The organism is Albimonas marina (assembly GCF_029223255.1).
In the GTDB taxonomy this organism is placed as follows: domain Bacteria; phylum Pseudomonadota; class Alphaproteobacteria; order Rhodobacterales; family Rhodobacteraceae; genus Albimonas.
Genome location: NZ_JARHUC010000001.1, coordinates 574,824 through 595,759, shown reverse-complemented (window position 1 = coordinate 595,759; position 20,936 = coordinate 574,824). Strand labels below are relative to the sequence as shown.

The following is a 20,936-nucleotide window of genomic DNA, read 5'->3' as shown; positions in this document are numbered from 1 at the left end:
TCGCTGATGCCGTAAAGAGCGACTCGCCCGCCGGGGTCCAGGATCGCGAAGCGACCCCGCCTCTTGGCGGGGCTTGTCCTTGACCCCGGCGGGCGAGTCGCTCAGGCATCTTCAGCGACGGACGGCTTCGAAGGACAGGCGCGGCCCTGTTCTTTGGTGAGCTCCCGAAGCGGCCTTCCCCCCTCCGCCTGATACCCTCCCCTGGCCATCCCGCACGCCCGCCCGCCACGGCTCCAAGCCCGCCCGCAGGGCGCCTCCTCTCCGCGTCCTGCGCAAAGCAAAGGGGCCGCGCGATGCGCGACCCCTTCGGACGATCCGGTCCGGTCCGGCGAAGATCAGTTCTTCGCGTAGAACTCGACGACCAGGTTCGGCTCCATCTGCACCGGGTACGGCACGTCGCCCAGCGAGGGGACGCGCACGAAGGTGGCGGTCATCTTGGAGTGGTCGACCTCGAGGTAATCGGGCACGTCGCGCTCCGAGCTCTCGGCGGCGACCATCACGATCTCGAGCTGGCGGGACTTCTCCTTGACCGCGATCACGTCGCCCTCCTTCACGCGGTAGGAGGGGATGTTCACGCGGCGCCCGTTCACGGTCACGTGGCCGTGGTTCACGAACTGGCGGGCGGCGAAGATGGTCGGCACGAACTTGGCGCGGTAGACCACCGCGTCCAGGCGCTGCTCCAGCAGGCCGATCAGAAGATCGCCGGTGTCGCCGCGCAGACGCTCGGCCTCGGCGTAGATGCGGCGGAACTGCTTCTCGGTGATGTCGCCGTAGTAGCCCTTCAGCTTCTGCTTGGCGCGCAGCTGCACGCCGAAGTCCGAGAGCTTGCCCTTGCGGCGCTGGCCGTGCTGGCCGGGGCCGTACTCGCGGCGGTTCACCGGGGACTTCGGACGCCCCCAGATGTTCTCGCCCATGCGGCGGTCGATCTTGTATTTCGCGGACGTGCGCTTGGTCATCGCCGTCTCTCCTCTGACAGGTCTCGCATCGCGCGCCCTCCTCTGCGCCTCCCCCCGGGGGGAGGGCCGACAGGCCGGCCTGCGGACAGGACGGACCTCGAGCGGCGGTCCCGCGGGCTTCCGCGAGGACCCGCGCCTTTTACGCCCGCGGGGCGGGGAGTCAACCGCCGCCGGCCACGCGGACCCGCGGCGGCGCGCCCCGCCCGCCTCCTGACATGGATCAAGGCGGGGGCGGGCCGTTTCGCCGACCCTCCGCCGCGACCCGCACCGGGGGACGCGCCCGGTCCGGTCCCGCGGCGCCGCGGCCCGCCCGCGCGCCGACCACCGAGGGGAGCCGCCCATGGCGATCAAGAACATCCTGGTCAGCTGGACCGGCCAGCCGGGGGGCGAGGACGCGCTGCACGTGGCCTCGCTGATGGCGCGCAAGCACGACGCCCACCTGACCGGCCTGCTGGCCCACGGCGTCAGCCGCACCGCCGCGGCGCTCGGCGTCTGGGCGAGCGCCGGCGCCGCCGAGCCGATGCGCGAGGCCGAGCGCGAGCGCCGCGCCCACATCGCCGCCGCCTTCCACGAACTGACCCGCGAGCTCGAGCGCGAGCGCCCCGGCAAGGTCCACTACCTCGAGATCGGCGAGGAGCCCGACGACGGCCTGATCGAGGCGGCGCGCGTCTTCGACATCGTGGTCGCCGGGCGCGACCCGGGCGACGACGACGCCGCGCACCTCACGCCCCATCCCGACGTCGTCGCCCTGCGCGCCGGCCGCCCGGTGCTGATCGTGCCGCCCGGCTACCGGACCGACCGGCTGGTCGACCGCGCGATCCTCGCCTGGGACGGCGGCAAGGCCGCGGCCCGGGCCTTGGCCGACGCGATGGCGATCCTCGAGACGCACGCCCATGTCTCGGTGGTCACGGTCGGCGAGCCCTCGGCCGCGCACGGGCGCGACGGCTCGGACGTGGTGGCCCATCTCGCCCGCCACGGCATCCAGACCGACCTGCGCCGGGCCGAGCGCGGCCCCGGCGGCGTCGCCGCCGCCCTGCGCGCGGCGCTGGCCGAGCACCGCTCGGGCCTGCTGGTGATGGGCGCCTACGAGCATTCGCGCCTCGCCGAGGAGATTGTGGGCGGCGTCACCCGCCGGATCCTGGCCGAGCTCGACGTGCCGGTGCTGATGGCGCACTGAACCGCCGCCGCCGGCCGGGCGGCGGGCCGCATCCGGGGCGCGCGCGCGAGACATCCCCCGCGCCGCCCCCCGCGCCGGCCGGTCTTCCGGCCGAGGGAGGCGCGGCGCGGCCCGCCCCGCCGGAGGAGCGGCGAGGGCGCGGCGCCGGGGTGCAAATCCCCCGGCGCCGCCCCGCAGTCCCGGCCCCGGCGGTGCAGCGCCGGGACCGGGCGCCGCAGGCGACCCCGCGCGATCCCGCTTGCCGACCGCGCCCCTGCGCGCGCAGCATCCGCAGGCATTCCTCTCCGGGCCCATCAGCCCGCGTTCCCGTCTCCGCCCCCGCATCCCCCGCCGGGCGGCCGCATTTCCCGGGGAACCGCTTGCTCGACCGCGACCAGACCCTGCGCCTGCTTTCCGCCCTCGTGCGGGCCGAGAGCCCCGATCCCCCCGGCGACGAGACCCGCGTCTGCGCCGTGCTGGCGGCCGAGCTCCAGGCCCTGGGCTTCGCGCCGCAGATCGAGGAGTTCGCCCCCGGCCGCTTCAACCTGCTGGTCCGGCTGCGCGGCGACGGCTCGCGCCCCGGGCTGGTCCTCTCGGCGCACATGGACACGCTGCCGCCCGGCGACGGCGCCTGGGCGCGGGATCCCTTCTCGGGCCACGACGACGGCGCGCGGATCCACGGGCGGGGGACCGCGGACATGAAGGGCGGGCTCGCGGCGCTGATCTCGGCCCTCCACGATCTCGCGCAGGCCGACCGCGCGGGCGCGGCCCGCGGCGGCCCCCGCCTGCGGGGCGACGTGATGCTGGCCGTGACGGGGGGCGAGAGCTCGAACTGCCTCGGCGCGCGGCGGCTGGCCGAGATCCGCGCCCTCGACGGCTTCGGCGCGCTGCTGGTGGCCGAGCCGACCTCGCTCGACCTCGTCGTCGCCACCACCTCGGCGCTGTGGCTGGCGGTCACCGCCCACGGGCGGGCGGGCCACGGCTCCGGCGGGGCGGCGGGCGACGCCGCGGGCGGCGCGAACGCGATCGCGGCGATGCTCGCGGCCCTGCCCGACCTGCCGGGCCTGCTGCCGGCGGAGACGCACCCGCTGCTGGGCGGCGCCTCGCTGAGCGTGGGGCGGATCGCGGGCGGCGCGGCGATCAACCTCGCCGCCGACCGCTGCCGGGCGGAGCTCGACCTGCGCCTGCCCCCCGCCGCGGACCCCGACGCGCTGGAGACCGCGATCCGCGCCCATCTCGGCCCCGGCTTCACGGTCGAGCGGCTGGACTTCAAGCCGGGGGTCGAGAGCCCGGCCCACGCGCCGCTCGCCGCCGCGGTCCTCGCCGCGGCCGAGGCCGAGCGGGGCCGCCCGCTCACGCCGCGCGGGGCGCGCTACTTCACCGACGCCTGCGTGCTGGCCCCGGCCTTCGGGCTGGAGACGGCGACGCTGGGCCCCGGCGCGCTGGGCGCCTCGGGCGCGCTGGACGAGAGCGTTTCGAGCGCCGACGTGCTCGCCGCCGCCCGCATCCACGCCGCCGCCGCCCGCGCCCTGCTGCTGGCCTGAGCGCCGCCCCGCGTTCGTGCCGCGCCGCCCCCGCGCGCCCCTCGTTCGCGCCGCGCGGCCACTGCGCGCGCCTCTCCTTTGCCGCGTCCCGCCCCGGCCTGCGCCGACGCGGGCCCCGGGCGGCCATCGCCCCGCGGCGCCCCGCCGGTTCCGCGCCGCGGGCGGGCGGGCGGCCACGGGCGGGCGCGTCGCGCGGCGCGCTTCCGGTCCAAGCGGGGCGCCGCCGCGTCTTCTCGGCGCGGGGCCGGCCCCCGGAAACGCTGGCACGCCCTGGCGAAACCCGTCATTCTGGCGGATGGGCGCGGCGATGCGCGCCCTTCGCCCTCCGCCCCCGGGGGGCGTAAGGCTCAACCCCGCCGGCGACCGCCTCGAACCGAGGGGCGCGCCGGCCTCGACGAAACGCCGACCCGCCCGATCCGGGCCCGACCCAGCCGGGCCCGACCGACCCGAGCCCAGAGCCCGACCGCACAAGACGGAGCGCCCGCCCCGACCGCCAGCCGAGCCAGACCGCCCCGCGCCTTCCTCCGGCCCCGCCCCCTCGGGCGGCCCGGTCCCGGCGCCGCCGGCCCGGACCCGACCGACCGTCCCCGCGCCCGCCCACGCCCACCCGAGACCCGCCGCCCGAACCGAACCGCCGCCCTCCTCATGTCCGCCGCCCGCCGACCCCTGACCCAGACCGCACCCGGAGCCCTCACGCGTTGATCGACGTCCTGCTCGCCCACGGACCGGCCCTGATCACCCTCGCGGTGCTCGTGGCCATGTTCACGCTGTTCTGCCTCGAACGGTTCTCCCCCGAGGTCGTCGCCATCGGCGGCGTCGCGGTCCTGATGGCGACCGGGGTGCTGGAGCCGGACGTCATGCTCGGCGCCTTCTCCAACGCGGCGCCGATCACCATCGGGGCGATGTTCATCCTCTCGGGCGCGCTGGTGCGCACCGGCGCGCTCGACGCGTTCACCCGCCTCGCGCTCGCCTGGGCCGAGGGGCGCCCCGCCCTCACGCTGGGCGCCTTCGCGCTGTTCACGCTGACCGCCTCTGCCTTCATGAACAACACGCCGGTGGTGGTGGTGCTGATCCCCATCGCCATCCGGCTGGCGCAGAAGGTGGGCACCACCGGCTCGCGCCTGCTGATCCCGCTCAGCTACCTCGCCATCCTCGGCGGCCTGTGCACCCTGATCGGCACCTCCACCAACCTGCTGGTCGACGGCGTCGCCCGGCAGGCGGGGATGGAGCCCTTCTCGATGTTCGAGGTCACGCCCCTGGGCATCGCGGTGGCCGCCGCGGGCCTTTTGTACCTGCGCGTCGCCGCCCCCCGCCTGCTGCCCGAGCGCCAGGCGATCACCGACTTCCTGGGCGAGCGCAAGCGCCTGTCCTTCATGACCGAGGTCGCGGTCCCCCCCGGCTCCCCCGTCATCGGGCAGGAAGTGCTGAAGGTCGAGCTGTTCCGCCGCCAGGGCATGCGGGTGATCGACGTCCTGCGCGGCGACGAATCGCTCCGCCGCAACATGGCCGGCGTGGTCCTGCAGGAGGGCGACCGCGTCGTCCTGCGCACCGGCGTGAACGAGCTGCTGGGCCTGCGCGAGACGCGCGCCCTGCACATGGTCGACCGGATCTCGGAGAAGAAGACCGTGACGGTCGAGGCGCTGATCGGCCCCGACTGCCGCCTCGTCGGCCGCCGCCTGGGCGAGCTGCGCCTGCGCCGCCGCTACGGCGTCTACCCGCTGGCCGTGCACCGCCGCTCCCAGAACCTCGGCCGCCAGCTCGACGACATCTTCGTGCGGATCGGCGACACCCTGCTGCTCGAGGGCGACCCCGACGACATCAAGCGCCTGGCCGAGGACGTGCGCCTGGTCGACATCGCGACGCCCACCGAGCGGCCCTACCGCCGCGACCGCGCCTGGATCGTGATCTCGGTGCTGGCGGCCGTGGTGATCCTCTCGGCCATCGAGGTCGTGCCCATCGTGGCCGCCGCCACCATCGGCGTCGCCGTGGTCCTCTTCACCCGCTGCATCGACGCCGACGAGGCGTTCCAGTCGGTGGAGGGGCGCCTGCTGGCGCTGATCTTCGCCATGCTGGGCATCGGGGCCGCGCTGGAAAGCTCGGGCGCCGTGCGGCTCGTGGTCGACGCCATCGCGCCGGTGCTGATGAAGGTGGATCCGCGGGTCGCGCTGTGGCTGCTGTTCCTGATCTGCTCGGCGCTGACCGAGCTCGTGTCGAACAACGCCGTCGCGGTGGTGATGACCCCCATCGCGATCACGCTCGCCCACACGCTGGGCGTCGACCCGCGCGCCTTCGTGGTGGCGGTGATGATCGCGGCCTCCGCCAGCTTCGCCACCCCCATCGGCTACCAGACCAACACGCTGGTCTACGGCCCGGGCGGCTACAAGTTCACCGACTTCGTGAAGATCGGCCTGGGGCTGAACCTGCTGGTGGGCGTGGTCGCCTGCCTGCTGATCCCGCTGATCTGGCCGCTGTGAGGCGGATATGCAGACTCTGATCGTCCTTCTCGGCCTCGCCCTGCTGGCGGTCCTCACCGCCTGGGGCTGGACCGTGCGCGCCATGGTCCGCCGGATCGAGCGCGCCCATCCCGTCTACGCCGAGGAGCTGCGGATGCGGGCGGCGCGCAAGCCCGCCCGCATGGCCATCGCCTCGGAGCTGCAGAAGGCCCTGCGCGAGGACGAGGCCCTGCCCGCCGACCCGCACCTGCGGGTGCGCGCCGCGACAGAGCATCGCCTGCGCCTGGCGCTGATCTTCCTCGCCCCCGCCTTCCTGCTGGCCCTGTTCCTGGTCTGAGCGCCGCGCCGTCCCGCAGGCCCGGCCGTCGCCCGGCGGGACGCAGGCGCCGCGGCGACCCTCGCCCCCGGCCCGGCCGCCCGCCCGCGGCGCGCGGCGGGCGGAGGCGCCGGGCCTTCCCGTCCCTTGCCCCGGCCGTCGCCTTCGCCTAAGACGACGGCCCATCGGGACATCGGAAAACCGCGCGAGAGGCTCGTCATGGCCGGCCATTCCAAATGGGCCAACATCCAGCACCGCAAGGGGCGCCAGGACGCGGCGCGCTCCAAGCTCTTCTCCAAGCTCGCCAAGGAAATCACCGTGGCGGCGAAGATGGGCGACCCGGACCCCGACAAGAACCCCCGGCTGCGGCTGGCGGTGCGCGAGGCCCGCTCCCAGTCGGTGCCCAAGGACGTCATCACCCGCGCGATCAACAAGGCCTCCGGCGGCGACGCCGAGACCTATGAGGAGATCCGCTACGAGGGCTACGCCCCCGGCGGCGTCGCGGTGGTGGTCGAGGCGCTGACCGACAACCGCAACCGCACCGCCTCCAACGTGCGCTCGACCTTCTCCAAGCACGGCGGCAACCTGGGCGAGACCGGCTCGGTCCAGTTCATGTTCGACCGCATGGGCCAGGTGATCTACCCCGCCTCCGCCGGCGACGCCGACGCGATCATGGAGGCCGCCATCGAGGCCGGCGCCGAGGACGTGGAATCCGACGAGGAGACCCACGTGATCTGGTGCGCCGCCGAGGACCTCAACGAGGTCTCGACCGCGCTGGAGGAGTCGCTGGGCGAGGCCGAGACCGCCAAGCTCGTCTGGAAGCCGAACATCACCAACGACCTCGACCTCGAGGCCGCCGAGAAGGTGATGAGGCTGATCAACGCGCTCGAGGACGACGACGACGTGCAGAACGTCACCGCCAACTTCGAAATGTCGGACGAGGTGATGGAGGCGCTGGCCGGCTGATCCGCCGCCCGTGTCGACCGACCTGCAGAAGGCCCCGGGTTCCCGCCCGGGGCCTTCGCGCATCCGGGCGCGCCGCTACCTGGTCATCCGTCCGCCGGACATCGTCGCCGGGTCGATCGCCATCAGGTCCAGGAGCCCCGAGGGCGCGAAACCCAGCCCCGCGCACAGCCGCGCGGACTCGACGTTGTCCGAGCGGATGCCGGTTCCGAAATGGCGGACGCCGTGCCGCTCGGCCATCGCCATCAGCACCAGCGCGCCCAGCGTCTTCGCGATCCCCCGACCCCGCCAGGCCTCGGCCGTGGACAGCATCCCCCACATCGCGAAGCCGGGATCGCCGTCCCGCGCCCGCTGCTCCAACACCGAGGCGGCGAGCCCCACCGCCTCCCCCTCCGCCGTCGCGGCGAAGAGGCAGACCGCCGGCCCCATCGCCCCGCCGAGAAAGGCCGAGGCCGGCAGCAGCACCCCGCAGGACGCGGTCAGCGCGTCGATCCGGTCGAAGTCCGCGGCGCTCATCTCCTCCGTCGCCTCCCGCACGACCAGCCCTTCGGGCAGCGCACGCCGCGCGAGAACCTCCGCCACGTCGGCCATCGATCCCGCGTCCCGTCGCCAGTGGTCGTAGACGTCGGTGACCAGTCCCGCGGCCTCTATCGCGGCGGCGCGGGCCTGCTTCACCTCCGGCGTCAGGCGCGGCGCCGGGCAGACGCCCTGCAGCCGCGCCATCGCGATCTGGAGGTCGACGTCCTCCGCCCCGTTCCCCACCACCGCCACCGCGCGCCCGTGGTGCGCGAACCGCGGATCCCCCGCGACGACCTGCCAGAGAAGCTCCGCCCGACGCTCCAGCGCCTGCTGCTCGGGGGACCCGAAATATCTGGTCGACAAGGCCATGCCTGACCCTTGCATGAACGCGACGCAGCGTCACCCAAGAATGCCGCGCGCCCGACGGACCGATGCCGGGCGACGATCCTGCCGCAGGCGCCGCGCCCCTAAGCGCGCCTGATCACATCGGAAAGCATTTCTTTACCGGACGGTCACATTCCTGAGGGGGCCGTGGGACGAGGCTTGCCAAGCGCTCACGCCGGTCGGATCAAGGGCGGGCGAGAGGCCGGGCAACGGCCTCCGCGACCAGGCCGCGTCGTCGTCCGGCAGGGGCGGGCGCGGGTCGAGCAAAGGGGAAACGCTCATGAACGCGCCTCAGGCGATCGGCCACGCGGAACCCTCCTTCCGCCAGTCCGTCGAGCTGATGTTCAACCGCGCCGCGTCGCTGATGAACCTCTCGCCCGGGCTGGAGGAGAAGATCCGGGTCTGCAACGCCACCTACATCGTGCGCTTCGGCGTCCGCCTGCGGGGCGGCATCCGCACCTTCACCGGCTACCGCGCCGTCCATTCCGAGCACATGGAGCCCGTGAAGGGCGGCATCCGCTACGCCATGTCCGTCGACCAGGACGAGGTCGAGGCGCTGGCCGCCCTGATGACCTACAAGTGCGCCCTGGTGGAGGCCCCCTTCGGCGGCGCCAAGGGCGGCCTGTGCATCGACCCGCGCGAGTGGACCGAGGAGGAGCTGGAGCGCATCACCCGCCGCTTCGCCTACGAGCTGATCAAGCGCGACCTCATCAACCCCTCCCAGAACGTGCCCGCCCCCGACATGGGCACCTCGGAGCGGGAGATGGCCTGGATCGCCGACCAGTACCGGCGCATGGCCACCACCGACATCAACGCCCGCGCCTGCGTCACCGGCAAGCCGCTGACGCAGGGCGGCATCGCCGGGCGCACCGAGGCCACCGGCCGCGGCCTCCAGTTCGGCCTGCGGGAGTTCTTCCGCCATCCCGACGACGCCGCCGCCGCGGGGCTGGTGGGCGACCTGCACGGCAAGCGCATCATCGTCCAGGGCCTGGGCAACGTCGGCTACCACGCCGCCAAGTTCATGTCCGAGGAGGACGGCGCCCGCATCGTCGCCGTGGTCGAGCACGACGGCGCGATCCTCGACCCCGACGGCGTCGACATCGAGGCGCTGAAGGCCCACCTCAACCAGCACGGCGGCGTGCGCGGCTACGAGCAGGGGGAGTTCCGGGCCGACGCCATGTCCGCCCTCGAGGAGCCCTGCGACATCCTCATCCCCGCCGCGCTGGAAGGCGCGATCCACTCGGGCAACGCCCACCGCATCCGCGCGCCCCTGATCGTCGAGGCCGCCAACGGCCCCGTCACCGCCGCGGCCGACGCGCATTTGCGCGACCGCGGCGTGGTGATCATCCCCGACCTCTACGCCAACGCCGGCGGCGTCACCGTCTCCTATTTCGAGTGGGTCAAGAACCTCAGCCACATCCGCTTCGGCCGGATGGAGCGACGGCGGGAGGAGGCGCGCCACCAGCTGCTGGTCGACGAGCTCGACCGGCTGGGGGGCGGCGCGCCGGGCGAGGGGCTGTCGGCCGGGTTCCGCCAGAACTACCTGCGCGGCGCGACCGAGCTGGAGCTGGTGCGCTCCGGCCTCGACGACACCATGCGCGAGAGCTACCAGGCGATGCGGGAGGTCTGGCGCAGCCGCGCCGACGTGCCCGACCTGCGCACCGCGGCCTACCTGGTGGCCATCGACCGGGTGGCGGACAGCTACCGCGCCATGGGGCTCTGAGACGCCGCGCGCGGCGCGCCTCAGCGGCGGCCCAGCGTGGTCCCGCCCCGCGGCGCGAAGGAGAAGATCACGGTCGCCATCGTCACGATGGCGGCCAGCAGGCCCAGCCCGATCAGCATCGCCCGGCGGTCCAGCGCGTCGGCCTCGATCTCGACCGCGCCGGCGGCGGGCAGCGCGCCATCGTCGATCACCTGCGCCTTGATCGAGGGGTCCAGCGCCGCCGCCCCCGAGGCCAGCAGCAGCCCGCCCGCGCGGATCGGATCGTCGCGCCGGTGCAGCGCGTCGCGCAGCGGGTCCTCGGCGTCGGCGAAGATCCGCGCGATCACGCTCTCCTCGGGCTGCGCGCTCGGCGCCGGCGCCGCGGGCGTGCGTTGCAGCAGCCGGCGCGGGCGGGACATGGGGGCCGGCGCGACGCCCTGCGCCTGCGTCTCGATCGCCCGCTCGGCCAGCGGATCCTCGACCCGCAGGGAGGCGGCCGTGGCCGGCGGCGCGGCATCGAGCGAGCGGCGCGCCGCTTCCGAGAGGATCGAGGCCCCGCCCGCGTCCCGCTCATCCTCCAGCAGCAGCTCCGCCCGGGGCCGGGCCGCCGCGGGCGTCGCCTGCGGATCCATCACCGAGGCGCCCCCGGAGACCGCCAGCGGGGCCGGCGCGGGCGCGCCCTCAGGGTCCCCGGTCGCGAAGAAGCTGTCGAGCGCGCCGATCTTCTCGGCCTGCGCGGAATCGGGAAGGATCGGGAGCGAGAGCAGGGCCAGCGCCGCGGCCGGCAGGATCGTGGCGACGCGGGGCGCCGCGCGCCGCATCCGGGCTGGTCTCGACCGCCGCATCGCTCCCTCCTCGCCGTCATCGGGCGCTGCACGCAGGTGCAGCAACCCTTTCGGATAGAAAGGTTAACACGACTCGCGCGTGACGAAAGCAGCGACCTGTCGTCTCGCCGCGACGCGCGCCCGGGCGTAGCCCCCGCGCATCGGTCCCGCGGCGTCGGCGTCGGCGTCGGCGTCGGGGGCCGGCCCTCAGGCCAGCCCGCGCTTGCCCATCTCGAGGAACTTGCGCCGGCGCGCCGCGCGGCGGTCGTCGGGCGACAGGCGGTCGAGCTCCTCCAGCATCTCGCCGATCGCCTGGCCGACCCGCTGCAGGGTCAGGCCGCGGTCGCGCTGGGCGCCGCCCACGGGCTCGGGGATGATCCGGTCGCAGACGCCCAGCTTGTGCAGGTCCTGGGCGGTCAGGCGCAGGGCCTCGGCGGCCTCGCGCATCTTCTCGGAGTTCTTCCACAGGATCGAGGCGCAGCCCTCGGGCGAGATCACCGAGTAGACCGAGTGCTCCAGCATCGCCACGCGGTCGGCCGTGGCGAAGGCCACCGCCCCGCCCGAGCCGCCCTCGCCGATGATGACCGAGATCAGGGGCGTCTTGATCGTCAGGCACATCTCGGTCGAGCGCGCGATGGCCTCGGCCTGGCCGCGCTCCTCCGCGCCCTTGCCGGGATAGGCGCCGGCGGTGTCGACCAGCGTGATGACCGGCAGGCCGAAGCGGTCGGCCAGCTCCATCAGCCGGGCGCCCTTGCGGTAGCCCTCGGGCCGCGCCATGCCGAAGTTGCGGTCGAGGCGCGACTGCGTGTCGTGCCCGCGCTCATGCCCGAAGACCACCACCGGACGGTCGCGGAAACGGGCGAGCCCGCCCACCACGGCCCGGTCCTCGGCGAAGGCCCGGTCGCCGGCGAGCGGCGTGTATTCCGTGAACAGCGCCCCGATGTAGTCGAGCGCATGGGGCCGCAGCGGGTGCCGCGCCACCTGGCATTTCCGCCAGGGCGTCAGGCCCTTGTAGAGGTCGCCGAGCATGGTGCGCGCCCGCTCGTCCAGCGACCGGGCCTCCTTCTCGACGTCCATCTCCGGGTCCTGCCGGGCGAGAGCGCGCAGCTCCTCGGCCTTGCCTTCGATCTCGGCGAGCGACTTTTCGAAGTCGAGATAGGTCTGCATCGGCTCCCAAAGCTCCGTCCCGTGGGCTCCACCCCGCGCGGGTCGGGCGGGATTTAGGGCGCAAGGGGGGGTGGAGGCAAGGCGCCGCGGGGAATCCCGTCGCGGACGGGCGCCGCGCGGCGCCCTCTCGGACCCCGCCTCAGTTCAGCGGCGCCGGCGGCTTGCGCGGCCGGAACAGCCCGCGCGAGGCGTCGTCGTAGACCGTCCCCGGCCCGGCCGAGGCCGCGCCGTCGAGCGCCACGCCCGGCCGCGTCTCGACCGGCGCGGGGACGCTGCGGATCGGGTCGTCGTCGTCGCCGCCGTCGAGCGTCAGCGCCTCGACCGGCGGCGCGACCGACAGCGGAACCGGTTCGCTCGCCCGAAGCTGCTGCTGCTGCACGCTCAACGCCCGCGCGGCGCCCCGCGCGTCATAGCCCTGGCAGCACGGCTTCACCCCCGGCTGGCGCGCGACGCTGGGCAGGTTCGGCTGGTAGAGCTGCGCCATCGCCGGCCCTGCCGCGAGGGCGATGACCAGCGCGCAGCCGAACGCCCGCCACCGGCGGCGCGGCGGGCGCGGGGACGTCGAGGGGCGTCGAGGATCGCTCATCCGCGGATCCTGCCCGCGGATTGGGGCGAGGGCGGGGCGAAGCGCCCGCGCCGCCCTCGCGTCTGCGTGAGGGTCAGGCGGCCGCTCAGCGCAGCACCGGCCGGCCGTCCACGCCCTCGACCACCGTCGGCCCCGGGGCGCCGATCAGCGCCCCGGTGCGGGCGTCCACGCTCGCGCCGGTGTCCACGCTCGCGCCCGTGTCGAGCACGGTCGAGCCCGAGACCCTGCCCGGCAGCATCGTGGCCCGCTTCGCCGGCCCCGTCTCCTGGCCCAGCGCCGCCGCGTCCGCGGGGTCCGAGGCGCCCATCCGCTCCTTGATCGCCTCCCGGTCGCGCGCCTGCTGGAGCTGCTTGGCATAGCGCGCCTCGGCCGACGGGTCCTGCAGCGCCTCGATCTCGGGCTTCGAATCCACCGCGATCTCGGGGCGCGGGCTGTTGAAGCGGTCGCGCGTCTCGGCCGGCAGGCGGCCGTAGCTGGGCGCGGTCTGCACGCGGGTGTCGGTCTGCATCAGGGTGCGGGCGTCGACGGTCCCCGCCTCGGCCATGCGCTGGGCGCCGGACTGGGCATGCTCCACCGGCTGGGCGCGCGAGGGATCGTGCGCGGCGGGATAGACGGTCTCCGCCGAGGCGGCGCCGACCCCGACGACCGCGGCGCAGGCGGCGGCGAGGATCGCGCGGGAAATCAGGCTCTGGGTCATCTCGGTCTCCTTCGTCGTTCGGACGATCGCGTCTTCGAACGAGGAGATCGGCGCCCCCCAAGGCGGAACGGCGCCCTTGAGCCGGCGGAACCGCGTCGATCCGCAGGGCGGGCGGCGCATCCGCAAACCGCCCCCGCGCCCCGGAAACCGCCCCCGAAGGACGGCGCCCCCGAAGAACGGCGCCCCGGTCAGGCCGAGAGCGCCACCACCGCCGGCGCATCCAGCGCGGCGACCTCGACGTTGCTTTCGGGCGAGGCGCGGTCGACCACCAGGAAATCCTGCGCGGCCAGCGTCAGCAGCGGGAAGTGCCAGGCCCCCGCCGCGTACTGCGCCCCCTGGTCGCCGCGCGCCAGGAACGCCCGCAGCGGCGCGCCCGGCGCCTCGGCGCAGACCGCGAGCCAGGGGCGCCCGCCCAGCGGCATGAAGGCCTGGGTGCCGAACGGGTGCCGCTCCAGCATGTCGACGACCAGCGGGCGCGGGCGGCCGCGGAAGATCGACAGGATCGGCGCGCCCCCCTCCACCGCCACCTCGGCCAGCGCATGGAAGCGGGTGGTGTAGCCCGCGTTGATGCCCATGGCCGAGGCGGGGTCCGCCTCGATCACCTGGCCGAAGGGGGCGAAGGCCGCGGGCGTCAGCGGCTCGGGCGCCAGCGACAGGATCTCGCCCGCGCTCAAGACCGCCGCCCGAAGATCCGCAGGCGGGAGATGCCGCCGTCGGGGTGGATGTTGAGCTTCACGTGGGTGATCGGGCCCAGCGTCTCGAGCTGCTCCTTGCCGAAGACGTGGATCTTGTCGGCCTCCAGCTTCTGCTCGGCCATCAGGCGCGGCCAGAACATCGACTGGGTGACGACCGACGAATCCGTCCCCCACCCGACGTCCGCGGCCTGGATGGAGGCGCGGTCGGGGTAGTTGCCCTTGAAGTGGGCGGTGTCGATCTCGATCCGCTCCACCACGCCCGCGGCGCCGAGCTGGACGATGATCCAGTCGTAGCCCGGCTCGCGCCGCCGCCGCGTCTCCCAGCCGTCGCCCATGTTGCGGCCCCGCCCCTCGGACAGGATCGCCCAGACGTCGCCGTAGTGCGCGTCGTTCCAGCCCAGCACGCGGCCGCCGTTGCGCAGCGCCGACAGCTCCACGATCCCCTCGCGGTCCGACCCCTCCCAGCTCGGCGCGGGGGAGCCGTAGACCCGCAGGCGCGCCACGCCGCCGTCGGGATAGATGTTCAGCCGCACCCAGTTGAACAGGCCCGCGTCCTTCGTCTCGACGAAATGGTGCTGCGACGGGCCCAGCGTGACCGAGGGGACGATCTCGACCCACTCGGCGTCCTCGCCCGGCGCCTGCTCGGAATAGGTCGCCCAGACCGAGGCGGCGCGGGGGTAGTTGCCGGTGAAGAACGAGGTGTCGATGTCCACCCCGTGGATCGCGCCCTTGCCGCCCAGGCGCACCACGCACCAGTCGTGGCCCGAGTCGCGTCGCCGCCGGCTTTCCCAGCCGTCCATCCACTTGCCGTTCTCGTCGAAATCGGCGGGGCGGAACACGGCCGGCGCGTCCTGCAGCATCCGGCCCATCGCGGCGAAGAAGTCGTTGGAGCAGGCCACCGCCTCGGCGCCCAGGCGCGGCGAGGCGAGGTTGATCTTGTTCGCGGCCCACTCGGGCAGGTCGGGAAGCGGGGCGACGATCTCTTCGGCCATGGGATCTCCGGCGGGCGAGCGGGAAGGGCCGGGCGCCGCACGAGGAAGTCCGGGCGTCCGGGCAGGGTCCATCCCGTTTAGCTCCGAAACCGCGCGCCGCAAAGGCGCCGCCGAACGGATCGGGCGCCGCCAGACGGAAAGCGCCGGAGGACGGACCACGGCCGCACGGCCGGCCGAAGGCGCCGCGCGAAAAAATCCGCGCGCCATGTCACGATCCCCGCGCGCCGGACGTCATGACCGCGACGAAACCGGAAAGGAGCCCGTCATGACCCCGAGATCGAGCTGGCACGCCGACAGCCCCCTGGCGCTGGAGGCCGCCCGCGCCCTGGGCGAGGCGCTGAACCGCAGCGCCCTCGACCCCCGCCTGGGCGAGCTGATCAAGATCCGCGTCAGCCAGCTCAACGGCTGCGCCTGGTGCCTGCACATGCATGTCCTCGACGCGACCCGGATGGGCGAGAGCGACCTGCGCCTGCACATGCTGGCCGGCTGGCGCGAGTCCCCCCTCTTCGACGAGGCCGAGCGCGCCGCCCTCGCCTGGGCCGAGAGCCTCACGCGCCTGGGCCCCGACGCCGCCCCGGACCCTGAGTGGGAGGCGCTGCGCCGCTGGTTCTCCCCCGCCGAGATCGCGGAACTGACCTTCTTGGTGGGGGCGATGAACCTCTACAACCGCCTCAACGTGGCCTATCGCACCCCGCATCCCGCCTCCGCCGCCGAGATCGCGGCGAACCGCCCGGCCGACCGCCGCCCGCGGGACGCGGCCGCATGAGCCGGCGCCCCCGTCCCCCGTCCCCGCCCGCGGACGGATCCTCGGGGGAGGGGGCGCCGCGCCCGCCCGGCGCCGTCGCGGACCCCGCGGCGGCGATCTTCCTGGCCGAGCGGCCGCGCCTCGTGTCGCTCGCCTACCGCATGCTCGGCTCGGTCGCCGAGGCCGAGGACGCGGTGCAGGACGCCTGGCTGCGCTGGCGGCGCGCCCCCGGCGGGCCCGACGGGCCGGCGGGCGAGGCGGTGGAGAACCCCGCCGGCTGGCTGACCCGCACCGTCACGCGCCTGTGCCTCGACCGCCTGCGCGCGGCCCGGCGGCGGCGGGAGAGCTACGTGGGCGACTGGCTCCCCGAACCCGTCGCCCAGGACGCCGGCCCCGCCGCCGCGGCGGAGGCGGCCGAGGAGATCTCCTTCGCGCTGATGCTGGCGCTCGAGCGGCTCTCCCCGCTGGAGCGGGCGGCCTTCCTGCTGCACGACGTCTTCGGCCTGCCCTTCGCCGAGGTCGCCGCCGCCCTGGGGCGGGAGGAGGCCGCCTGCCGCCAGCTCGCCGCCCGCGGCCGGGCCCATGCGCGCGAGACCCGCCCCCGCTTCGCCGTCGACCCGGACGAGGGCGCGCGCATCGCCGCCGCCTTCTTCGAGGCCGCCGGCTCCGGCGACGCCGCCGCCCTGACCCGCCTGCTGGCCGACCAGGCGGTGCTGCGCAGCGACGGCGGCGGCCGGGCGCGCGCGGCCCTCAACCCGATCCTGGGGGCCGAGCGCATCGCCCGCTTCTTCGCCGGCATCGCCCGCAAGCCCGGCGGCCCGGCCTTCCCCTGGTCCCGGCCAGTGCGCCTGAACGGCCTGCCGGGCCAGCTCTCGCTCGCCCGCGACGGCATGCTCCAGACCGTCGCGATCGAGCTCCAGGGCCCCCGGATCGCCGCGGTCTACATCACCCGCAACCCCGACAAGCTGCGCCACCTCCTGCCCCTGGTCCCGCCCGAGCTGCGCCCCCGCCCGCCCGCCTGATCCCCCCGCCGCCCGCCCGCTTTCGCGCCCGCGGCGAGGAATGCTGCGCCGCGGGGTGTTTTTCCGTGTCGGTTTCCCGCTATCATCGTCGCAAACGGATCTGGCGGACACGGAAGGACGACGCATGGCGCTGCTCACCACGGCCGAGGAGATTTCGGACATCGCCTTCGGCTTCATGGGATCGAAGGCCCTGTTCGCCGCGCTTCACTACGGGGTGTTCACCCATCTCGCCGCCGGCCCCCAGACCGCCGAGCAGGTCGGCGAGGCCTCGGGCCTGCCGGCCGAGCGCGCCCGCACCTTGCTCACCGCCCTCGCCTCCCTGGGGCTGGTCTCGGTCGAGGACGGGACCTTCGCCAACGCCCCCGCCGCCGAGGCCTTCCTCGTCCAGGGCGCGAAATACGACTTCGGCGACTACCTGCGCCTGCAGGTGGACCGGCAGATGTACTCCCTGCTCGACCAGATCGAGCCGGCGCTGAACAACACCCTCCCCGACGAGGCGACCGCCTCCTACGCCCAGTGGTTCGAGGACCCGGAGGAGGCGCGCCTCTACTCCGAATCCCAGCACGCGGGCTCGCTCGGCCCGGCGCGCGGCCTCGCCAAGCTGGTGGACCTCTCCGACGCCAAGTCCTTCCTGGACGTGGGCGGCGGCACCGGCGCCTTCGCCATCACGCTCTGCCAGGCCTTCCCCGCGCTCCAGGCCACCGTGGTCGACTTCCCCAACGTCGCGAAGCTGGGCCGCGCCTATGTCGAGGACGCGGGCCTGTCGGGCCGCATCCGCTACGTCGAAGGCAACGCGCTCGAGACCGAGTGGCCGGTCGGCCAGGACGCGATCCTGATGAGCTACCTCTTCTCCGGCGTGCCCGGAGAGCGTCACGGCGACCTGATCGCGCGGGCCTACGACACGCTGACCCCCGGCGGCGCCTTCATGCTGCACGACTTCGTGGTGGAGGCCGAGCGCACGGGCCCCAAGCTCGCCGCCCTCTGGCAGCTCCAGCACACCGCCTTCACCCCCGAGGCCCGCTCGCTCGACGACGCCTGGCTCGCCGAGGCCCTCGCCGAGGCGGGGTTCGAGGACGTCTCGGTCCGCCCGATGATCCCCGGCATGACCATGCTCGCCATGGGCCGCCGCCCGCGCTGACGCCGACCCGCTCGGGGGCCGCGTCCCCCGCGCCCGGAACGCAACGCGCGTATGCACGGGCGTCTGCACGGATCGTGCACGCGCCCCGGGCCCCCGCTCGGCCCCCCGGGCGGGGCCGAGGCGCGAATCGCCCGTCCCTGCCGGCGGCTGAAACGATCCGTTCACCACGCTATGCGCCGGGCGCATGGCTCGCGCCGGCGATCCGGTCGCTTCCCGCGGCGGGCGTCGCAACGCTTTCACGGCCCGGTCATTAACATTTCATAATGAAGACCTTACGGCACGTCGTCCCGCCGCGCCCCTTTACGGGGCGTCCGGGCGACCCGACATTTTTCTCCCGACGCAACCTGTCGGAGAGATCCCTCATGGCCGCAAACCTGGTCCTCGCCGTCACCCTCGCGGCGGCCGTCCTGCTCGGCGCGCTCCTGCTGCGCGCCTTCGTCGACCGAGACTTCGCCTTCTGGCCCTCGCCCAAGGGCTCCCGCCATCACGCCGTCGCCTTCGGCCTGTTCCGCGCCTTCTGCGGCGGCACGGTGCTCTACGCGCTGCTCGACTGGGGCTCGCTGGGCTGGGAGCACTGGAGCCGCATCGCCCTGGGCGCGCCGCTGATGCTGGGCGCCTTCGCCGTGACCCTGCGCGGCTACGCCTTCCTGGGGCTCGACAACACCTACTGCGCCCAGGACGGGCTGGTGACGGGCGGCATCTACGCCTATTCGCGCAACCCGCAATACGTCAGCTCGGTGCTCGCCACCGTGGGGCTGGCGCTGTTCGCGGGATCCTGGGGGACGTTCTTCCTCGCCGGGGCGCTGTTCGGCCTCTACCTGCTGTTCGCGCTGAACGAGGAGCGGTGGCTGCACGCCTCCTACGGCGAGCGCTTCGCCCAGTACATGCGCGAGGCGCCCCGCTTCCTCGACGCCCGCAGCTTCCGCCGGGCGCGCGAGGCGCTGGCGGCCTGAGCCGCCGCGCCCTCCCCGCTCCGCGCACGAAACGGGGCGCGCCGATGCCGGCGCGCCCCTCTTGATCCCCCCAGTTCTGGTCGACGCTCAGGCGTCGGCCGGCGCCAGGATCGTCATGCCGACCTCCTGCGCCACGGCGATCACCTTGGCCACGTCCGGCGGCCCGTCCATCGGCGCCGGGGCGACGGTGTCGTCGGGAACCGGGCGGCCGACCTCGGTGAAGAAGCGGTCATGCATCAGGCCGGGGGCGTTGAGGATCAGCACCCGGGCCGGCGTTTCGCCCTTCGCCGCGAAGGCGTGCGGCGCGCCGTCGGGGATGCGCACGTGATCGCCGGCGCGGGCCAGGATCGTCTCGCCGTTCACCATGAACTCGATCTCGCCCTCCAGCACATGGAAGGCCTCGGTCTCGCCGGCGTGGTGGTTGGGCGGAGCGCCGAGGCCCGGCGGCACCACCGCCTCGACCAGGCAGTACTTGCCCTGCACATCCTCCGGGAAGGCGTGGAATTTCATCAGGATGCCCAGGGTCTCATAGGTCCGGGGACGGGGGGGCGTGGTCATTGCCGAAGCTCCGCTTGCCGATTCCGCTCTTGGGAGATAATAAGACACAAGTCTCATCATGAGACAAGCGTCTCATTTTCTCGAACCCCGAGAGGCCCGCCCGATGACCCTCCCTTCCCAGACCGGCGCCGCGCCCGCCCGCTCCGCCCAGAAGGCGCGCACCCGCCAGGCCCTGCTGGCCGCGGCGCGCGGCCTGATCGCGCGGGGGGAGGAGGTGACGGTGACCGCCGCGGCGGCCGAGGCCGGGATCTCCAAGGCCACCGCCTACCGCTACTTCTCCGACCCCGCGGCGCTGGTGGTGGAGTGCGGGCTCGACATCGACGTCGCGCCCTACGAGGCGGTGGTGGCCGGCGCCGCGGACCTGCGCGCCCGGCTGGAGGCGATCAGCCTCTACTTCTTCGACCTCGCCTGCGACCGGGAGGCGGAGTTCCGCCAGCTGCTGGCCCGCACGCTGGACGACTCGCTCGCCTCCCCCGGCGGCCGCGCCCGCCGCGGGGCGCGCCGGGTGACGATGTACGAGCGCGCGCTGGCCGAGGACGGCGCCGTCCCCCCCGCCGAGCGCGCCGCGCTGGTGCGCGAGCTCTCCGCCGCCACCGGGGCCGAGGTGATGATCGCGCTCTTCGACGTGGTCGGGGCGGGGCGCGAGGAGGCGCGCGAGGCCGTGGCCGGCATCGCCGCCGCGATCTGCGACCGCCGCCTGCCGAAGGGCTGAGGCCGCCCTCCCGCCCGGAAAAACGATTCGCCGCCCGGATTCGCCGCCGCAGAGGCGACTCGGCGCGGCTCGGACCGGCGCGCTGCGCGTCGAGGACGGCCCTCGGCCTCGACGGGGAGCTCCCCCGCAGGCCGCCTGCCGGCCGCCCGGAGGGCCGCGGCGGCGCCCTCCGCCGCGCGCCGGGACCGGCCGCGGAGCCTCCCGCAAAGCGAAAGGAGCGGCGATCGTGGGGATCGCCGCTCCTTTGATGTCCAGGGGCTCCATCGACCGTTGTCTGGGGCGCCGGGGGTGTGGCCGCTTGCGTGGGGCCAGTCCAGGCCGTCCAGGCCGGAGACGCCGTCGGTCGGGAAAAACCCTTTGCGATCAGGCCGCGGCCTTCTCGTCCTCGTCCTCGTCCCGCTCGCCGCGCAGGGCGACCGAGGTGCGGATGCCCTTCTCGACGAAGGCCATCAGGCCCTTCACCGAGCGCTCGTTCGGCTCGATGCCGGCGCAGGACAGGACCTCGCGGCCGTCCTTCGAGCGCGCCCAGCGGGCGATCGACTCGACGCCGGTCCCGGACTTGCGCTGCTCCATCACGGCGTCGTCGAGCGCGGCGAGCACGACGGCGGAGAACAGCTTCCGGGCGCGGGCGCCCTGATCGTTGGTGTAAGAGCTCATGTCGGCAGCGTCGAACATCGCGCCGGTTCCTCCTGAGGGGTGTTAAGGAAAGTTGGCCGGTACATAGTCCGTCGCATTTCCTTCAAGCTAGGAGCGGAAACGCATGGCAGCCATGCGTCTGGCGCATACCTGGCAAAGCTCCGCTTGCTCCGAGCCCCCCTGGCGGTCATTCTCGCACCACGCGTCACCCAGGCGGA

The 20,936-nt window shown here is 74.3% G+C and carries 21 protein-coding genes; 11 read left to right on the top strand and 10 right to left on the bottom strand.

Annotated elements, in window-relative coordinates; translation table 11 throughout:
- Nucleotides 1-335: 335 nt before the first annotated feature.
- Nucleotides 336-956, bottom strand: coding sequence for a 30S ribosomal protein S4 (gene rpsD, locus P2H44_RS02605; protein ID WP_275761856.1), 621 nt, complete (start codon nt 954-956; stop codon nt 336-338).
- Between the two features lie 340 nt (nt 957-1,296).
- Between rpsD and P2H44_RS02600 the strand changes: the two genes are divergently transcribed.
- The 5 genes from P2H44_RS02600 (at nt 1,297) to P2H44_RS02580 (ending at nt 7,391) form a co-directional block, all read left to right on the top strand.
- Nucleotides 1,297-2,133: a universal stress protein gene (locus tag P2H44_RS02600; protein WP_275761855.1), complete on the top strand. Its 837-nt coding sequence runs from the start codon at nt 1,297-1,299 to the stop codon at nt 2,131-2,133.
- A gap of 359 nt (nt 2,134-2,492) precedes the next feature.
- On the top strand, nt 2,493-3,656 hold the full coding sequence (locus P2H44_RS02595; RefSeq protein WP_275761854.1) for a M20 family metallopeptidase: 1,164 nt from the start codon (nt 2,493-2,495) through the stop codon (nt 3,654-3,656).
- Between the two features lie 758 nt (nt 3,657-4,414).
- Nucleotides 4,415-6,130, top strand: a complete 1,716-nt coding sequence (locus P2H44_RS02590) for an SLC13 family permease (protein WP_275762096.1) — start codon at nt 4,415-4,417, stop codon at nt 6,128-6,130.
- A 7-nt stretch (nt 6,131-6,137) separates the two neighbouring features.
- Nucleotides 6,138-6,446, top strand: a complete 309-nt coding sequence (locus tag P2H44_RS02585; RefSeq protein ID WP_275761853.1) for a hypothetical protein — start codon at nt 6,138-6,140, stop codon at nt 6,444-6,446.
- Between the two features lie 198 nt (nt 6,447-6,644).
- Entirely contained in the window at nt 6,645-7,391 is a 747-nt protein-coding gene (locus P2H44_RS02580) for a YebC/PmpR family DNA-binding transcriptional regulator (protein ID WP_275761852.1), read from the top strand.
- Between the two features lie 75 nt (nt 7,392-7,466).
- Here P2H44_RS02580 and P2H44_RS02575 read toward each other — a convergent pair whose 3' ends face one another.
- Complete coding sequence (locus tag P2H44_RS02575; protein ID WP_275761851.1) at nt 7,467-8,276, bottom strand: GNAT family N-acetyltransferase; 810 nt, start codon at nt 8,274-8,276, stop codon at nt 7,467-7,469.
- Nucleotides 8,277-8,571: 295 nt separating this feature from the next.
- Here P2H44_RS02575 and P2H44_RS02570 point away from each other — a divergent pair, with 295 nt between their 5' ends.
- On the top strand, nt 8,572-10,014 hold the full coding sequence (locus P2H44_RS02570) for a Glu/Leu/Phe/Val family dehydrogenase (protein WP_275761850.1): 1,443 nt from the start codon (nt 8,572-8,574) through the stop codon (nt 10,012-10,014).
- Nucleotides 10,015-10,034: 20 nt separating this feature from the next.
- On the opposite strand, the gene P2H44_RS02565 is transcribed toward P2H44_RS02570, so the two are convergent.
- The 6 genes from P2H44_RS02565 to alc form a co-directional block, all read right to left on the bottom strand.
- The gene (locus P2H44_RS02565) at nt 10,035-10,838 is read right to left on the bottom strand and encodes a hypothetical protein (protein ID WP_275761849.1); all 804 of its coding nucleotides are present in this window, start codon (nt 10,836-10,838) and stop codon (nt 10,035-10,037) included.
- Between the two features lie 186 nt (nt 10,839-11,024).
- Nucleotides 11,025-11,984, bottom strand: coding sequence for an acetyl-CoA carboxylase carboxyltransferase subunit alpha (locus tag P2H44_RS02560; protein WP_275761848.1), 960 nt, complete (start codon nt 11,982-11,984; stop codon nt 11,025-11,027).
- A 139-nt stretch (nt 11,985-12,123) separates the two neighbouring features.
- Nucleotides 12,124-12,570 carry a hypothetical protein gene (locus P2H44_RS02555; protein WP_275761847.1) on the bottom strand — a complete coding sequence of 149 codons (447 nt, stop codon included), beginning with the start codon at nt 12,568-12,570 and terminating at the stop codon, nt 12,124-12,126.
- An 85-nt stretch (nt 12,571-12,655) separates the two neighbouring features.
- The gene (locus tag P2H44_RS02550; protein WP_275761846.1) at nt 12,656-13,267 is read right to left on the bottom strand and encodes a hypothetical protein; all 612 of its coding nucleotides are present in this window, start codon (nt 13,265-13,267) and stop codon (nt 12,656-12,658) included.
- Between the two features lie 188 nt (nt 13,268-13,455).
- The gene (locus tag P2H44_RS02545) at nt 13,456-13,941 is read right to left on the bottom strand and encodes an ureidoglycolate lyase (protein WP_275761845.1); all 486 of its coding nucleotides are present in this window, start codon (nt 13,939-13,941) and stop codon (nt 13,456-13,458) included.
- Complete coding sequence (alc, locus tag P2H44_RS02540; protein ID WP_275761844.1) at nt 13,938-14,954, bottom strand: allantoicase; 1,017 nt, start codon at nt 14,952-14,954, stop codon at nt 13,938-13,940. Before alc ends, P2H44_RS02545 begins: the two co-directional genes overlap by 4 nt.
- A 265-nt stretch (nt 14,955-15,219) precedes the next feature.
- On the opposite strand from alc, the gene P2H44_RS02535 reads away from it, so the two are divergent.
- The 4 genes from P2H44_RS02535 (at nt 15,220) to P2H44_RS02520 (ending at nt 18,812) form a co-directional block, all read left to right on the top strand.
- Nucleotides 15,220-15,720, top strand: a complete 501-nt coding sequence (locus P2H44_RS02535; RefSeq protein WP_275761843.1) for a carboxymuconolactone decarboxylase family protein — start codon at nt 15,220-15,222, stop codon at nt 15,718-15,720.
- The gene (locus tag P2H44_RS02530) at nt 15,717-16,721 is read left to right on the top strand and encodes a sigma-70 family RNA polymerase sigma factor (RefSeq protein ID WP_275761842.1); all 1,005 of its coding nucleotides are present in this window, start codon (nt 15,717-15,719) and stop codon (nt 16,719-16,721) included. Before P2H44_RS02535 ends, P2H44_RS02530 begins: the two co-directional genes overlap by 4 nt.
- Nucleotides 16,722-16,845: 124 nt before the next feature.
- Nucleotides 16,846-17,859 (top strand): methyltransferase, encoded by a 1,014-nt coding sequence (locus tag P2H44_RS02525; protein ID WP_275761841.1) that lies wholly within the window; start codon nt 16,846-16,848, stop codon nt 17,857-17,859.
- Nucleotides 17,860-18,221: 362 nt separating this feature from the next.
- Nucleotides 18,222-18,812, top strand: coding sequence for a methyltransferase family protein (locus P2H44_RS02520; protein ID WP_275761840.1), 591 nt, complete (start codon nt 18,222-18,224; stop codon nt 18,810-18,812).
- 87 nt (nt 18,813-18,899) lie between these two features.
- On the opposite strand, the gene P2H44_RS02515 is transcribed toward P2H44_RS02520, so the two are convergent.
- Nucleotides 18,900-19,370 carry a cupin domain-containing protein gene (locus P2H44_RS02515; protein WP_275761839.1) on the bottom strand — a complete coding sequence of 157 codons (471 nt, stop codon included), beginning with the start codon at nt 19,368-19,370 and terminating at the stop codon, nt 18,900-18,902.
- 103 nt (nt 19,371-19,473) lie between these two features.
- On the opposite strand from P2H44_RS02515, the gene P2H44_RS02510 reads away from it, so the two are divergent.
- Nucleotides 19,474-20,082: a TetR family transcriptional regulator gene (locus tag P2H44_RS02510; protein WP_275761838.1), complete on the top strand. Its 609-nt coding sequence runs from the start codon at nt 19,474-19,476 to the stop codon at nt 20,080-20,082.
- 363 nt (nt 20,083-20,445) lie between these two features.
- Here the strand turns inward: P2H44_RS02510 and P2H44_RS02505 are convergent, their stop codons facing one another.
- Nucleotides 20,446-20,757, bottom strand: a complete 312-nt coding sequence (locus tag P2H44_RS02505; protein ID WP_092863517.1) for a DUF6280 family protein — start codon at nt 20,755-20,757, stop codon at nt 20,446-20,448.
- Nucleotides 20,758-20,936 lie beyond the last annotated feature (179 nt).

What these genes read in the sequence shown, in the direction of transcription:
- rpsD (WP_275761856.1), bottom strand. Translation starts at nt 956, where the DNA reads ATGACCAAGCGCACGTCCGCGAAATACAAGATCGACCGCCGCATGGGC.
- P2H44_RS02600 (WP_275761855.1), top strand. Translation starts at nt 1,297, where the DNA reads ATGGCGATCAAGAACATCCTGGTCAGCTGGACCGGCCAGCCGGGGGGC.
- P2H44_RS02590 (WP_275762096.1), top strand. Translation starts at nt 4,415, where the DNA reads ATGTTCACGCTGTTCTGCCTCGAACGGTTCTCCCCCGAGGTCGTCGCC.
- P2H44_RS02585 (WP_275761853.1), top strand. Translation starts at nt 6,138, where the DNA reads ATGCAGACTCTGATCGTCCTTCTCGGCCTCGCCCTGCTGGCGGTCCTC.
- P2H44_RS02580 (WP_275761852.1), top strand. Translation starts at nt 6,645, where the DNA reads ATGGCCGGCCATTCCAAATGGGCCAACATCCAGCACCGCAAGGGGCGC.
- P2H44_RS02575 (WP_275761851.1), bottom strand. Translation starts at nt 8,276, where the DNA reads ATGGCCTTGTCGACCAGATATTTCGGGTCCCCCGAGCAGCAGGCGCTG.
- P2H44_RS02570 (WP_275761850.1), top strand. Translation starts at nt 8,572, where the DNA reads ATGAACGCGCCTCAGGCGATCGGCCACGCGGAACCCTCCTTCCGCCAG.
- P2H44_RS02565 (WP_275761849.1), bottom strand. Translation starts at nt 10,838, where the DNA reads ATGCGGCGGTCGAGACCAGCCCGGATGCGGCGCGCGGCGCCCCGCGTC.
- P2H44_RS02560 (WP_275761848.1), bottom strand. Translation starts at nt 11,984, where the DNA reads ATGCAGACCTATCTCGACTTCGAAAAGTCGCTCGCCGAGATCGAAGGC.
- P2H44_RS02555 (WP_275761847.1), bottom strand. Translation starts at nt 12,570, where the DNA reads ATGAGCGATCCTCGACGCCCCTCGACGTCCCCGCGCCCGCCGCGCCGC.
- P2H44_RS02550 (WP_275761846.1), bottom strand. Translation starts at nt 13,267, where the DNA reads ATGACCCAGAGCCTGATTTCCCGCGCGATCCTCGCCGCCGCCTGCGCC.
- alc (WP_275761844.1), bottom strand. Translation starts at nt 14,954, where the DNA reads ATGGCCGAAGAGATCGTCGCCCCGCTTCCCGACCTGCCCGAGTGGGCC.
- P2H44_RS02535 (WP_275761843.1), top strand. Translation starts at nt 15,220, where the DNA reads ATGACCCCGAGATCGAGCTGGCACGCCGACAGCCCCCTGGCGCTGGAG.
- P2H44_RS02530 (WP_275761842.1), top strand. Translation starts at nt 15,717, where the DNA reads ATGAGCCGGCGCCCCCGTCCCCCGTCCCCGCCCGCGGACGGATCCTCG.
- P2H44_RS02525 (WP_275761841.1), top strand. Translation starts at nt 16,846, where the DNA reads ATGGCGCTGCTCACCACGGCCGAGGAGATTTCGGACATCGCCTTCGGC.
- P2H44_RS02520 (WP_275761840.1), top strand. Translation starts at nt 18,222, where the DNA reads ATGGCCGCAAACCTGGTCCTCGCCGTCACCCTCGCGGCGGCCGTCCTG.
- P2H44_RS02515 (WP_275761839.1), bottom strand. Translation starts at nt 19,370, where the DNA reads ATGACCACGCCCCCCCGTCCCCGGACCTATGAGACCCTGGGCATCCTG.
- P2H44_RS02510 (WP_275761838.1), top strand. Translation starts at nt 19,474, where the DNA reads ATGACCCTCCCTTCCCAGACCGGCGCCGCGCCCGCCCGCTCCGCCCAG.
- P2H44_RS02505 (WP_092863517.1), bottom strand. Translation starts at nt 20,757, where the DNA reads ATGTTCGACGCTGCCGACATGAGCTCTTACACCAACGATCAGGGCGCC.